Here is a 13233-nt window from a genome sequence, read left to right as displayed (position 1 = left end):
TACCTAGTTGGCCTCTCGGGTGGCGAGCTGTTCGGCGGATGCGGCGACCCCGAAGGCCTGCGGGATGGGCTGGCTGGCCATGTAGAGCCGGTCAGCGATCTTGCGCGGGATCGGGAGGTACTGGAACTCGCCGTGGATCCGCCCCTCGGCGTCCATCGGCTGGGCATCGAACCGGGCGACGGTCACGATGCGGTACGGGTCGCGGCCGTGCGAGTCGAGGACGGCGATCTCGGTGATCTTGCGGGAGCCGTCGGCGTGTCGGGTGAGCTGGACAATGACGTCGACGGCGCTGTTGATCTGGTCGTGCAGCGCCTCGAACGGGATCTTGATCTCGGACATCGAGGCCAGGGTCTGCAGACGCATGAGCGCGTCCTCGGCGTTGTTGGCGTGGACGGTGGCGAGCGAACCGTCGTGACCGGTCGACATCGCCTGGAGCATGTCGAGCGACTCACCACCACGGACCTCACCGACGACGATGCGGTCGGGGCGCATACGCAGGGAGTTGCGGACCAGGTCACGGATGGTGATCTGGCCCTTGCCCTCGACGTTCGCCGGACGGGACTCCAGCCGGATCACATGGCTCTGCTGGAGCTGGAGCTCGGCGGAGTCCTCGATGGTGACGATGCGCTCGCTGTCGGGGATGAGGCCGGAGAGCGCGTTGAGGAGCGTCGTCTTCCCGGTACCGGTGGCGCCGGAGACGATGACGTTGAGCTTGGCCTGGACGAGTCCGGCCAGCAGGATCAGCATCTGCTCGTCGAGCGAGCCGACGTTGATCATCTCTTGGAGCGTGAAGGCCCTCGGGAACCGTCGGATGGTGAGCGTCGCACCGCTCAGCGACAGCGGCGGGATGATCACGTTGACACGCTCACCACTGGGTAGACGCGCATCAACCATGGGGTTCGACTCGTCGACGCGACGGTTGACGGTCGAGACGATGCGCTCGATGGTCTGCATCAGCTGCTCGTGCGAACTGAAGCGCATCGGGAGCAGTTCGACCTTGCCGCTGCGCTCGACGAAGATCTGGTCCGGTCCGTTCACCATGATTTCGGTGATGGACGCGTCTTCGAGGAGCGGTTCGAGAATACCGAGACCGAGGGCCTCGTCCACGACCCGGCGGATCAGCTGGGTGCGTTCGACGGTCGAAAGAACCGGTCCCTCACGACTGATGATGTGGCTGAGCACGCGCTCCAGCCGGGCCCGCCGGTCTGCGGCGGCGAGCGAGGACATCTCCGCCAGGTCGATCTCTTCGAGCAGCTTGGCGCGGTAGGTGGCCACCATGTGGCTGTCCTCCCGCCCCCCGCCGTTCTTCTCGGGGGCGGTCATGCGTGCCCGCAGACTCATTCCGTAACTCCTCGTTCCGACTTGCTTGTTGAGCCGCTGGTGAAGCAGCGGCGCGTGCGCCGCACAGGTCAGGTGCGGGGCATCGTCGAACTGCGCTTGGCCGGACCCCAGATATGGACGCCGGGGATGATGTCGGGCACGTCGACGCTGACGGTGCAGGTGACCTCGTCGAAGGAGGAGGGGGTGGGCAAGAAATCGACCCGGCCGGCGGTCCAGCCGCTCATCGCGTCCTTGGCTGCCTGCTCATCGCAGCCGCCCGAAGACATGCTGGCCATACGGGCTCCCGCGCGGGCCCCGGTGCCCGCCTGGTTGGCGGCGTACGCGGCAAGGCCGGCCTGGATCGCGAGGAGACCGACCAGGAGCAGCAGGGGGATGAAGCCCAGATACTCGATGGCGACCTGGCCGCGCTCGCGGCGGGTGGTGGTAGCGGCCGTCCGGCCAGGTGTGTGCGTGCGCTTGCTCATCGCTCAGCCCTCCAGCGGGAAAGCCGCGTTGCCGGTGACCGGGAACTTCCAGTTGAGGATGCCGGGCACCAGGACCGGTACCTGGAGCTTGACCTCGGCCGTGTACATGCCGGACTTGGAGCGGCACTTCACCGATTTCAAGCCGTCCCGCCAGGCCTTCGGCAGGTGCTTCTCGGCCGTGTTCCGGCACTCCGTGAACCGCAGGCCCTGCGAGATGGCCCCCTTGTGCGCCGTCTCATCCGCCGAGTTCCCTGCCAGGGAAAACGTGTAGCCGATCAGCGCGCACTGCCAGAGCGCGAGCATCAGCAGGATGATCAGCGGTGTGACGCCAAGGAACTCGATCGCGGTCTGGCCGCGGTCCCGCTCGCGACCGAGCAGCCGACCGTTCAGTCGGCCGCGCATCCGGCCCCGCGCCGAGCCCCGCCCCGGGGCGGCGTCACCGTAACGCCTTCCCTGTATCTCCGTGTCTGTCGTATCGGTAAGTGCCATCGGTCAACTTGCCCCCTAGGTCGTCGCCCGGTTCCGGGAGCCGCCGTCGCGTCTGCCGACGCGCGGGCGCCCGATCGAGCCTCGGTCGTTCTTGAACTTCGCGCCGCTCTTCGCGCCGTTCTTTTCCGCCTTCTCAGGAACCTTGACGATGCCCAGCTCGCCCGCAAGGGCCCAGAGGGCCTGTTTGACGGTGCTCTTGGAGTCGAGTTCGTGCAGCCGGCCGGCGTCGACGACGGCCTGGAGTTCCTTGAAGTTCGCCGGAATCGCGGTGTTGGCCGTGCTGGTGCCGGTGATCTTCTCGATCAGCTGCGGTTGGATCTCGGTGTTGCGGATGAAGCGGTTGACGACAGTGACCGTCTCCTCAGCCTTCCGGATCTGGAGCCGGTCCCACATCCGGACGAGGCGCTTGGCGCCGCGCACCGCGATCACATCGGGTGTGGTGACCAGCAGCGCCGTGTCGGCCATCTCGATGGCCGCGGCACTCGCTCCCTGCAGCTGGGTGCCGCAGTCGATCACCACGACCTCGTAGCGCGAACGCAGGGCGCTGACGATCTGGCGGGCCGAGCGGTCGCTGACCTCCTCGGCGCTCTCGCCCTCACCCGGGGCCAGCAGCAGCGCAAGGCCGGTGCCATGGCTGAACACGGCGTCGGACAGGACGCGCGGCGAGATGTCGGCGATCGCCGACAGGTCGACGATGGAGCGCCGGAACTGCACATCGAGGTAGGAGCCGATGTCGCCGGCCTGGAGGTCCAGGTCGACCAGCGCGACGGTGCGCCCGGACGCCTGTGCCGCCAGGGCGAGTTGCACGGCCGTGACGGTGGCTCCGACGCCGCCCTTGGCGCCGCTGACCGTGATGACCGTTCCGCCGGGGCCGGTGAAGACATCGGCCCCGGTGCTCAGGTGGCGGCGGACGCCGACGGACCACTGGGCGGCGGACTGGACCCGGCTGGCCAGTTCCTCGTAACTCAGGGGCAGGGTGATGACACCTCGCGCGCCCGACTCCATCGCGGAGGCGAACAGACCGGGGGTGACATCGGCGGTGATCAGCACGACCCCGATGGCGGGGAAGCGCAGGGAGACCTCCCGGATCAGTTCCAGTGCCGGCACCGGGCCGATCCGCTCGTGGACCAGCACGACCTCGGGCAGTTCGTCGAGCGACTCGCCCGCGAGCCGGGCGAGGGTGTCGATGAGCTGGGTCGAGTCGCCGACCGGTGTGGCCGGTTCCGCGTCGGGGAGCTGGCTGAGCAGGGTGGTGACGGATCTGGCCGCGTCGACGTCACCGACGGCCGGGAGGATCCTCGTGGTCATGCGATCCTCACTTGTCCTTGTCGAGCGTGTAGGAACGGTCGCCCGGACGGATGGTGCTGTCGCTGCCGGAGGCCAGGAGCGCGAGGCGTACATGCTCCGCGAAGGACTCGGCGTAGGCGATGCGCTGGGTGTCGAGCGTGTTGAGCGCGAAGGTGATCGGGACGGCCTCGGTGCCCATGTTGGACTTGCCGTCGCGGTTCGGCTCCAGAGCGGTCAGCTTGCCGACGTCCAGCACCTTGGCGTTGGAGACGATGACCTTCGACTGGGAGGGGTCACCGTCGCGTTCACCGGCGAAGGTGGCGTAGATGTTGACCGTGGCACCGGGGGTGATCTTGCCCGCGACGCCGGTGGCGGCGTCGATCATGATGGCGATCTCCTGTTCCCCGGGCTGCAGTGCGGGGCGCTTCTGCATCATGTCGGACTGGAGCAGGGAGCCCTTGCGCAGCTGAGTGACGGCGATCTTGCCGCTCACCTCGGAAAGGTCCGTCACCGCGTTGGTGGAGAGCCAGCGCTTGGGCATCGAGATCTTCTCGAACTGCCCGGACGACAGGGCGGTGTAGGGCGCCACGTCGGACTTCAGCTGGTAGGCCGAGACTTCGGGCCCGACCTTGGTGTTGACGTCGCTGATCACCGAGAGCACGCCGGCGAAGGCGCCGAAGGCGCACAGAACCGACAGAAGCAGGAGTATCACGCCGCGGCGCTGGCGGGAGTTCATGGGCCGGACAACCTCGTTCGAATCGGATGCGTGGGGCAGCGGACAGGAGGGCGTCTACGGAGGAAAGCGGAAGCGCTAGGACTGCGGTGGTGCGAGCGCTCCCTGGCTGAGGACACCGGCGGAGTGCATTCGGTTCTCGGCCGCGGGTAGCGGGGAGGAGCAGAACCCGCAGCGATCACCGATGAGTTCCATTCCGCACCAGTGGCAGTTCTCGCGACGTACGGAGGACACCAATTGGTACAGGACGGAGATGTCTGGCAGATAGGCCGCGAATTCCACCAGTTTCCCGGTTCCCCACCATGCGGGGGAACCGGACGGGAGCGCGGCCTCGTGAATGGACTGGACCTGCCACGCGGGCGCGAGGGTCTCCTTCACCCACTCGGACTGCGACTGCCCTTTGGCGGTCAGCAGGTGGGTGGCGAATTCCGGGCCGGTCGGTGGGTCCGCCTTCGGGCCGACCTTGACGAGCTGCGGTTCCGGCCCCGCGACCACGGCGAACTGGGAGCCCGGCACCCAGGACTTGGCGTGCGTCCTGAGGTCGACCGGCACCCGGTCGAACTTGGTGACGGAGTTCAGCAGGGCGCCCGCATGGATGTAGTGGGACAGCAGCCGGGCGGCGGAGGCGACCACTCCAGGGCTGAAGTCACAGATGGACAACTGGCGCAGCTGCCGCACGAGTACGGCGACACCCAAGGGGGGGAGGTCCACCTTGAGCAGCGCGATGCGGTCGCTCTCCAGAACGGAGCGCACGGAGTAGAGCCGACGCTCGTGGGCGGGCGCGATGCCGGTCGGGTAGACAGCGACGACGTAGCCGTGCTGTTCGAGCAACACGTGCATGTCACCGATGGCCATCTCCAGCGCCTGGGCGTCGGGAGCCTGCAGCAGGGCAGCCGTCGGTGTCTGCTGGTCGGTCGGAGGTAGTACCAAATCAGCACTGGTCACTGCTATTGCGGTCGGCACGCTGTTCCCCGTTTCGGCTCCGGCCAAACGCCGGTCATGACGTAGGCCGCAATCGCTCCTGCTCCGCGGTTCTGCTTCAGCACTTTATCCACGTCCTACCTGGCAGAGAACACTTTTCGGAGGCCAGTACGACAACAGCTGCGGGACAGTGGGGCCGCGCCCCGGTGCTAAAACGGATCAAATCGAGAATCGTTAACTCCTGTACCACTGCGGAGTGTTACGAATCCATCTTCCGATTACCTGCGGCCCGGAATTCGTCTTCGCACGTCAGACCGGACGTGGAACCTCCCGCACGACGCCCCGGCGGGGGCCGGGTCGTCACTGTGAGGACATCTGGACCATGTCACCCGCGCAGGGACGCACGAGGTCAACAAAACGTCAATTCATTTGCCGTTCAGGGCGGTTCCGGAACCCCTGCGGGGCGGCGCGCGGGCGGGTGACGGAGCCGTCGGCGAGCGGCCGGTCGAGAGCTGTCGTCACGGCTGTCACTGCCAGAGGTCTTGACAACTTGATTGGTCTGGACCAGTTTATCGGCCAGCGGTGGCCACCGTCGTTCACGTCCACTCCCCCGTCATCCCCGTGTCGCTCCCCGGACCGCCCCGGTACGCCGGTCGACCCCACCGGCCCGCCCCGAGGCAGCTCGCACAGCTCCCAACTCCCCCACGGAGGCAGCAAAGTGGAATCTTCCCCCGCCAGCGGCCACAGAGCCCGCAGTCGCCGCACCCGGCCGCTCCTCGGCGGTGCCATGGCCGTCCTCGCGGCCGGTGCGCTCACCGCCACCGGTCTCGTCGGCAGCGCACAGGCCGCCGACGTCAACGTCGCCAAGAACGCCGGCTTCGAGTCGGGGCTCGCCAACTGGACCTGTTCCGGCGGCAGCGGCACCACCGTCTCCTCGCCCGTGCACAGCGGCACCGCCGCCCTCAAGGCCACCCCGGCCGGCCAGGACAACGCCAAGTGCACCCAGACCGTGGCCGTGAAGCCCGACTCGACGTACACGCTCAGCTCCTGGGTGCAGGGCGGATACGCGTACCTCGGCGCGAGCGGCACCGGGACCACCGACGTGTCGACCTGGTCCCCCGGCTCCAGCGGCTGGACCCAGCTCACCACCAGCTTCAAGACCGGCCCGAGCACCACGTCGGTCACGGTGTACACGCACGGCTGGTACGGGCAGGCCGCCTACTACGCGGACGACATCTCGGTCAGCGGCCCCGACGGGGGCGGCGGCACCGACCCCACGCCCGAGATCCCCGGCGCGCCCGCCGGACTCGCGGTCGGCGCGACCACGTCCTCCTCCGTGTCCCTGTCCTGGAACGCGGTGTCCGGCGCGACCGGCTACACCGTCTACAGGGACGGGTCGAAGGCCACCACGTCCACCGGTACCTCCGCCACGATCACGGGTCTGACCGCCGACACGGCGTACCAGTTCGCGGTCACCGCCACCAACGCGGCCGGAGAGTCCGTCAAGTCCGCGACGGTCAGCGGCCGTACGGCCAAGGATGGCGGCGGCAACCCCAACCCGGGCACCTCGGTGCCCAAGCACGCGGTGACCGGCTACTGGCAGAACTTCAACAACGGCGCGACCGTGCAGAAGCTCAGCGACGTACCGGCGAACTACGACATCATCGCGGTCTCCTTCGCCGACGCCACGACCACGCCGGGTGCCGTCACCTTCAACCTGGACACGGCGGGCCTGAACGGCTACACCGTCGACCAGTTCAAGGCCGACATCAAGGCGAAGCAGGCCGCCGGGAAGAACGTCATCATCTCGGTCGGCGGCGAGAAGGGGTCCGTCGCGGTCAACAGCGAGGCCTCCGCCGCCAACTTCGCGGGTTCCGTCTACTCGCTCATCCAGGAGTACGGCTTCAACGGCGTCGACATCGACCTGGAGAACGGGCTCAACTCCACCTACATGACGAAGGCGCTGCGCTCGCTCTCGCAGAAGGCGGGCTCCGGCCTCGTCATCACGATGGCCCCGCAGACCATCGACATGCAGTCCACCGCGGGTGAGTACTTCAAGACGGCGCTCAACATCAAGGACATCCTGACCGTCGTCAACATGCAGTACTACAACAGCGGTTCGATGCTCGGATGCGACGGCAAGGTCTACTCGCAGGGTTCGGTGGACTTCCTCACGGCACTCGCCTGCATCCAGCTGGAAGGCGGCCTCGACCCCTCGCAGGTCGGTCTCGGCGTCCCTGCCTCCACCAGCGGCGCGGGCAGCGGCTATGTGGCCCCTTCGGTCGTGAACGCGGCCCTGGACTGCCTGGCCTCCGGCACCAGCTGCGGCACCTTCAAGCCCTCGAAGACCTACCCGGGTCTGCGCGGCGCGATGACCTGGTCGACCAACTGGGACGCCAAGTCGGGCAACGCCTGGTCGAACGCGGTGGCCCCGCACGTCCACGGCCTGCCGTAACGACCTGATCCACTCTCTGTCGTGCACCAGGTCGTCGCCACCGTCCGGCATGCATCAGTGACCAGCAGCGCCGCCGCTCCCCCGGCGGCGCTGCTGCACGTGTACGGGAGAAGGACCCTAGATCACCAGGCTCAGCAGCGCCGCCACGGCGAACCCCGCCACCGACAGGACCGTCTCCAGGACGGTCCAGGACTTCAGGGTGTCGCGTTCAGAGATGCCGAAGTACTTCGACACCATCCAGAAGCCGCCGTCGTTGACGTGCGAGGCGAAGATCGAGCCGGCCGAGATCGCCATGATGATCAGGGCGAGGTGCGCCTGCGACAGGTCCTGGCCCTCGACCAGGGGGACGACGATGCCCGCGGTGGTGACGATCGCGACCGTCGCCGAGCCCTGGGCGACCCGCAGGACCACGGAGATCAGCCAGGCGAGCAGGATGACCGGCAGGCCGACGTCGTTGAAGGTGTCGGCGAGCGCGTCCGCGATGCCACTGCCCTTGAGGACGGCGCCGAAGACACCGCCCGCGCCGACGACGAGCAGGATGTTGCCGACCGGCTTGAGGGAGGAGGTGGACACCGCTTCGAGGGACTTGCGGGACCAGCCGCGGCGGATGCCCAGCAGGTAGTACGCGAGCAGCAGCGCGATCGTCAGCGCGACGAAGGGGTTGCCGAAGAACTCGATGACGGAGCGGAGGGTGGAGGGGGCCAGCGCGATGGAGGAGAACGTCGCGGCGAGGATCAGCACCAGCGGGGTGCCGATGATCGTGAGCACGGTGGCGAGCGCGACCGGCTCCTCGCGCGGGGTGACCCCGGCGGCCCGCTGTTCGGCGACGACCGCGGCCCTGGCCTCCTCGGCGGCGTCGACCATGTCCTGCGGGACGTCGACGAAGATCCGCTTGCCGATCCAGGCGGCGTAGCCCCAGGCGGCGAGCACGGACGGGATGCCGACGACGGCGCCCATCAGGATGACCCAGCCGAGCGAGACGTGGAAGAGCCCGGCGGCGGCGACCGGGCCCGGGTGCGGCGGCAGGAAGGCGTGAGTCATCGACAGGCCCGCCAGCAGCGGCATCGCGTAGAGCAGGATCGACTTCCCGGAGCGCTTCGCGGCGGCGTACACGATCGGCGCGAGAACGAAGATGCCGACGTCGAAGAAGACCGGGATGCCGAAGATGAGGCCGGTCAGGCCCATGGCGAGCGGGGCGCGCTTCTCACCGAAGAGGCTCAGCAGACGGGCGCTCAACACCTCGGCGCCGCCGGAGACTTCGAGGATCGCGCCGAGCATCGTGCCGAGGCCGATGATGATCGCGACGTGGCCGAGGATGCCGCCCATGCCGGATTCGATGACGGAGACGGCGGCGGACTTCTGGACCGTGCCGAAGAGTTCGGTGACGGAGAGACCGGCGCCCAGGCCGACGGCTATGGAGACGGCGAGCAGCGCGACGAAGGGCTGCAGCCTGACCTTGATGATCAGGAAGAGGAGGAGCGCGATACCGAGGGCGGCGACGGTCAGCAGACCGGCGGTGCCGTCGATGAGCAGGAGGAGTCCACCGGTGTGGGGTGGTGTCTCGGCCGGTTGTGGGGTGGCGGCGAGCAGCATGGGTAACTCCGGAGACGGTTTTCGGGTAGGGGGGAGCGCGGCACGGCGCTCCCGTGGTGCGGGGCGCCGTGCCGTGCGCGGTGATGCGGTGAAGCGGGTGCGGCAAGTGGATCAGCTGGATCAGCCGAGGACCGCGAGCGCGTCGATCTCGATGAGCAGGCCCTTGGGGAGGCCGACGTAGACCGTCGTACGGGCGGCGGGGGCCGCCTTGAGGTGCTGCTCGGCGAAGTAGCTGTTGTAGATCTCGTTCATCTCGGCGAAGTGGTCGACGTCCGTGAGGTAGACGCGCATCATCATCACGTCGTCCCAGCTCGCGCCGCCCTCCTCCAGGATCGCCTTGACGTTGGCGAAGGTCTGGAGGGTCTGCTCGCGCAGCGTCGGACCGGCGGGGGTGGGGGCCTGGCCCTCCACGGCGGGGAGGAAGCCGACCTGGCCGGCGACCTGGAGGATGTTCCCCTTCCTCACCCCGTGCGAGAACTTCGCGGGCGGGGTGGTGTGGGTGCTCGGGGTGAGGGCGATCTTCTCGGTCATGGCTGTTCAGGCTTTCTTGGGTGGGTTGGTGCCGGAGTACTCCCGGCTGATGGTGTCGGCGGTGCGGCGCACCAGGGGGAGCAGGGTGAGGAGTTCCTCGGCCGTGACGACGACATTGGGCGCGGAGACCGACATCGCGGCGACGACCCGTCCGTCCGCGCCCCGGATGGGGGCGCCGACGCAGTTGATGGACTCCTCGTGGCCGCCGAGGTCGGTGGCCCAGCCCTGTTCGCGGACGACGGCGAGCTCCTTGAGGAAGGCACCGGCGTTCGGGATCGAACGGGACGTGTACATGGGGTAGTCGAGCTTCTCGGCGACGGCGCGCCGCTCGGGCTCGGTGAGGTCGGCGAGGAGCAGCTTGGCCACGGCGGCGACGGTGATCGCGACGGGCTTCCCGATCCGCGAGTACATCCGGACCGGGTAACGGCTCTCGACCTTGTCGATGTAGAGGACCTCGTGCTCCTCGTACACCGCGAGATGCACGGTGTGGCCGCAGCTCTCGTTGAGTTCGACGAGGTGGGGGTGGGCGATCTCCCGTACGTCGAGGTTCTCGACGGCCTCCTGCGCGAGCGCGAAGAGGCGGGCGCCGAGGCGGTAGCGCTGGTCCTGCTGGCGGTAGACGAGTCCGTGCTCGTGGAGCGTACGGAGCAGGCGCAGCGCGGTGGACTTGTGGACGCCGAGCCGTTCGGCGACCTGTCCGAGGTCGGCGGGTCCCTGGGCGAGCAGCGGCAGGATGCTCAGCGCCCGGTCGACGGTCTGACTCATGCGCGTGCCTCGCTGTTCCCGTCCCGGCTCTCGCCCGGGACGCCCCTCTTGTCCGTTCGTTCTCCGCGCCCGCTCACGTCGTACGTACCTCCTGGTCGTGCCCCGTCCACCCGGGGCCGAGACGAAGTCTCCCCCAGGCGTCGTCGTCCAGTGCGGCAAGGGCGTCGGCGTGCGGGCGGGCCGGAGGCCCGGTGAGGTCGCCGGGGACGGTGAGGACGGCGGCGGCCATCAGATGGCCGTGCCGGACGCGGTCGCGTACGGGGAGGGCGCGCAGGGTGGCGGAGAGGAACCCGGCGGCGAAGGCGTCGCCCGCGCCGACGGGGGCGACGACGTCGACACGGAGGGCGGGGACGGTGGTGACGGTGTCGGCCCCGTCGGTCCGCGAGAACACCGTCGCCCCCGCGCCGCCCCGCTTCACGACCAGCGTCGCCGGTTCGGGCAGCGCCGCACGGATCGCCTCCGCGCCGCGCACCTGCCACGCCTCCTCCGCCTCGTCCTCGCCGACGAAGACCAGGTCGCAGCGGCGGGCCAGGTCCAGGAGGACACCGGCAGCGGCGTCGGCGTCGCGCCACAGACCGGGGCGGTGGTTGACGTCGAAGGAGATCAGCGGGCGGCCGGGCCGGGGCGCCGTCAGGTCGTGGAGCAGGGCCAGGCAGTCGGCGGAGAGCGCCGCCGTGATGCCGGACAGGTGCAGGACGCGGGCGGTGGGCAGCGCCTCGTACGGGAGGTTGTCCGGGGACATCGCGGAGGCGGCGGACCCGGCCCGGTAGTAGGCGACCTCGTGCACCTCGGTGGCCCGGTCCGTCGCCGTGCGGAAGTAGATCCCGGTGGGCCGGTCCGGATCGCGCCGCACGGCGGAGGTGTCGACCCCGTACCCGGCGATCGCCTCCACGAGGTGGTCCCCGAATCCGTCGGCGCCGACCCGGCTGACCCAGGCCGTCCGGTGCCCGGCCGCGGCGAGCGCGCAGGCGACATTGGACTCGGCGCCGCCGATGCCGCGACCGAAGGCGGGTACGTCGGCGAGGCGTCCGGGCTGCGACGGCAGGAACGTCACCATGGACTCGCCGAGGCACACGACCTCGGCGGCCCTGGCGGTCTCGGCGGTCCTGGCCGGGGTTCCGGACACTCGGGGCTCCTCGCGGGGTAGGTGGACTTCGGTGATGCGGGGCGGCGGTTCCGGGAGAGCCGGAGCAGGCTCTCGGCATTGACCCGGCGTCGGCTCGGATGTTAGACAGCGTCAAGCGATATACGCAATGGGTGTTGCATATGCTGCAACGACTACTTCGATCGAGGAGGCCCCCTTGGCCGCCGACCGTCCTGTGGCCGGACTTGCCGACGAGCTGGTCGACCACCGCTTCAAGGCGCTCCCTCCCGACGCGGAGGGCCTGACCGTGGGCGCCCTCGCCGCCGAGCGGCGCTCCCTGTTCACCGGCGGCTTCACCACCCCGGTGCTCGCTCTGTCCGCCGAATCGGTCGAGCACAACCTCGCGCTCCTGGAGGCGTACGCGGAGCGCCACGGGCTCGCCTTCGCCCCGCACGGCAAGACCTCCATGGCGCCGCAGCTCTTCGACCGCCAGCTGGCACGCGGCGCCTGGGGCATCACCGCCGCCGTGCCGCACCAGGCCCGGGTCTACCGGGCGTACGGGATCCGGCGGATCTTCCTCGCCAACGAGCTGGTCGACGCGGCGGCCCTGCGCTGGCTCGCCGGCGAGCTGGACGCCGACCCGGAGTTCCGCTTCATCTGTTACGTCGACTCGGTGCGCGGCGTGGAGCTGATGGATGAGGCGCTGCGGGCGGCGGGCGCCTCCCGGCCCGTCGACGTCGTCGTGGAGCTGGGCGCGGGCGAGGGCGCCCGCACCGGCGTCCGGACCGAGGCCGAATGCGCGGCGGTCGCCGACGCGGTGGCCGCCACCGGGACCCTGCGTCTGGTGGGTGTGGCCGGCTACGAGGGCGAGGTGCCGGACGCGTCCGGCGAGCGGGTACGCGCGTGGCTGCGGCGGCTCGTCGCGCTGGCCGTCGACCTCGACCGGGCGGGCCGGTTCGCGGCGACGGCGGCCGAGGGCATCGTGATCAGCGCGGGCGGCAGCGCGTGGTTCGACGCGGTGGCGGACGTGTTCGCGGACATCCCGGAGCTCTCCGTCCCGGTGCTCAAGCTGCTGCGTTCGGGGGCGTACGTCTCGCACGACGACGGCCACTACCGCCACCTCACCCCGTTCAACCGTGTCCCGGAGGAGGGGGCCCTCCAGCCCGCCTTCCGGCTCTGGGCACAGGTCGTCTCCCGGCCCTGTGCCGAGCAGGCGTTCCTCAACGCGGGCAAGCGGGACGCGGCGTACGACCTCGACCTTCCGCAGGCGCAGGTCGTCCGGTCCGGCCGCGACGGCTCGGTCCGGCCCGCGACGGGGGTCACGGTCAGCGGTCTGTCGGACCAGCACACCTGGCTGCGCACGGAGCCGGACGCGGAGCTGGAAGTGGGCGACTGGGTGGGGATGGGCCTGTCGCATCCGTGCACGAGCTTCGACAAGTGGCAGCTGATTCCGCTGGTGGAGGCGGACGGCACGGTCACCGACTACATCCGCACCTTCTTCTGAACCCTTCCCGGGTCCGGGGCTCCGGCCCCGGACCCGGACCCGGCCCTTCGCACGCCAAAGGGGCTC

General features: G+C 69.4%; 12 protein-coding genes. 2 read left to right on the top strand and 10 right to left on the bottom strand.

The features are described 5' to 3' along the window. Positions 1–3: 3 nt before the first annotated feature. The 6 genes from ACF1B9_RS05140 to ACF1B9_RS05115 form a co-directional block, all read right to left on the bottom strand. Positions 4–1341: a CpaF family protein gene (locus tag ACF1B9_RS05140; protein ID WP_391739152.1), complete on the bottom strand. Its 1338-nt coding sequence runs from the start codon at positions 1339–1341 to the stop codon at positions 4–6. Between the two features lie 68 nt (positions 1342–1409). Then, positions 1410–1805, bottom strand: coding sequence for a TadE/TadG family type IV pilus assembly protein (locus ACF1B9_RS05135; RefSeq protein ID WP_391739151.1), 396 nt, complete (start codon positions 1803–1805; stop codon positions 1410–1412). A gap of 3 nt (positions 1806–1808) precedes the next feature. Then, on the bottom strand, positions 1809–2294 hold the full coding sequence (locus ACF1B9_RS05130; protein WP_391739150.1) for a TadE family protein: 486 nt from the start codon (positions 2292–2294) through the stop codon (positions 1809–1811). Positions 2295–2309: 15 nt separating this feature from the next. Continuing rightward, positions 2310–3602, bottom strand: coding sequence for a CpaE family protein (locus ACF1B9_RS05125; RefSeq protein WP_391739149.1), 1293 nt, complete (start codon positions 3600–3602; stop codon positions 2310–2312). A 7-nt stretch (positions 3603–3609) separates the two neighbouring features. Further along, positions 3610–4317, bottom strand: coding sequence for a Flp pilus assembly protein CpaB (gene cpaB / locus ACF1B9_RS05120; protein WP_391739148.1), 708 nt, complete (start codon positions 4315–4317; stop codon positions 3610–3612). 75 nt (positions 4318–4392) lie between these two features. Further along, the gene (locus ACF1B9_RS05115; RefSeq protein WP_391739147.1) at positions 4393–5259 is read right to left on the bottom strand and encodes a hypothetical protein; all 867 of its coding nucleotides are present in this window, start codon (positions 5257–5259) and stop codon (positions 4393–4395) included. Between the two features lie 763 nt (positions 5260–6022). Here ACF1B9_RS05115 and ACF1B9_RS05110 point away from each other — a divergent pair. Continuing rightward, a complete protein-coding gene (locus ACF1B9_RS05110; protein WP_391739334.1) occupies positions 6023–7690 on the top strand; it encodes a chitinase in 1668 nt (555 codons plus the stop codon). 117 nt (positions 7691–7807) lie between these two features. On the opposite strand, the gene ACF1B9_RS05105 is transcribed toward ACF1B9_RS05110, so the two are convergent. From ACF1B9_RS05105 to ACF1B9_RS05090, 4 genes are all read right to left on the bottom strand, one after another. Further along, a complete protein-coding gene (locus ACF1B9_RS05105) occupies positions 7808–9283 on the bottom strand; it encodes a GntP family permease (protein WP_391739146.1) in 1476 nt (491 codons plus the stop codon). Between the two features lie 120 nt (positions 9284–9403). After that, positions 9404–9814 (bottom strand): RidA family protein, encoded by a 411-nt coding sequence (locus ACF1B9_RS05100; RefSeq protein WP_391739145.1) that lies wholly within the window; start codon positions 9812–9814, stop codon positions 9404–9406. A 6-nt stretch (positions 9815–9820) separates the two neighbouring features. Next, positions 9821–10579 carry an IclR family transcriptional regulator gene (locus tag ACF1B9_RS05095; RefSeq protein ID WP_391739144.1) on the bottom strand — a complete coding sequence of 253 codons (759 nt, stop codon included), beginning with the start codon at positions 10577–10579 and terminating at the stop codon, positions 9821–9823. 73 nt (positions 10580–10652) lie between these two features. Further along, a complete protein-coding gene (locus ACF1B9_RS05090; RefSeq protein ID WP_391739143.1) occupies positions 10653–11705 on the bottom strand; it encodes a sugar kinase in 1053 nt (350 codons plus the stop codon). 127 nt (positions 11706–11832) lie between these two features. Between ACF1B9_RS05090 and ACF1B9_RS05085 the strand changes: the two genes are divergently transcribed. Continuing rightward, positions 11833–13167: an alanine racemase gene (locus tag ACF1B9_RS05085; protein ID WP_391739142.1), complete on the top strand. Its 1335-nt coding sequence runs from the start codon at positions 11833–11835 to the stop codon at positions 13165–13167. Positions 13168–13233: the final 66 nt, after the last annotated feature.

Source organism: Streptomyces sp. NPDC014727 (assembly GCF_043083485.1).
Lineage (GTDB): Bacteria > Actinomycetota > Actinomycetes > Streptomycetales > Streptomycetaceae > Streptomyces.
The sequence above is the reverse complement of the archived record's forward strand: the minus strand, read 5'-3'. Positions and strand labels throughout refer to the sequence as shown.

What these genes read in the sequence shown, in the direction of transcription:
- ACF1B9_RS05085 (WP_391739142.1), top strand. Translation starts at nt 11,833, where the DNA reads ATGGGTGTTGCATATGCTGCAACGACTACTTCGATCGAGGAGGCCCCC.
- ACF1B9_RS05095 (WP_391739144.1), bottom strand. Translation starts at nt 10,579, where the DNA reads ATGAGTCAGACCGTCGACCGGGCGCTGAGCATCCTGCCGCTGCTCGCC.
- cpaB (WP_391739148.1), bottom strand. Translation starts at nt 4,317, where the DNA reads ATGAACTCCCGCCAGCGCCGCGGCGTGATACTCCTGCTTCTGTCGGTT.
- ACF1B9_RS05130 (WP_391739150.1), bottom strand. Translation starts at nt 2,294, where the DNA reads ATGGCACTTACCGATACGACAGACACGGAGATACAGGGAAGGCGTTAC.
- ACF1B9_RS05105 (WP_391739146.1), bottom strand. Translation starts at nt 9,283, where the DNA reads ATGCTGCTCGCCGCCACCCCACAACCGGCCGAGACACCACCCCACACC.
- ACF1B9_RS05135 (WP_391739151.1), bottom strand. Translation starts at nt 1,805, where the DNA reads ATGAGCAAGCGCACGCACACACCTGGCCGGACGGCCGCTACCACCACC.
- ACF1B9_RS05110 (WP_391739334.1), top strand. Translation starts at nt 6,023, where the DNA reads ATGGCCGTCCTCGCGGCCGGTGCGCTCACCGCCACCGGTCTCGTCGGC.
- ACF1B9_RS05100 (WP_391739145.1), bottom strand. Translation starts at nt 9,814, where the DNA reads ATGACCGAGAAGATCGCCCTCACCCCGAGCACCCACACCACCCCGCCC.
- ACF1B9_RS05140 (WP_391739152.1), bottom strand. Translation starts at nt 1,341, where the DNA reads ATGAGTCTGCGGGCACGCATGACCGCCCCCGAGAAGAACGGCGGGGGG.
- ACF1B9_RS05125 (WP_391739149.1), bottom strand. Translation starts at nt 3,602, where the DNA reads ATGACCACGAGGATCCTCCCGGCCGTCGGTGACGTCGACGCGGCCAGA.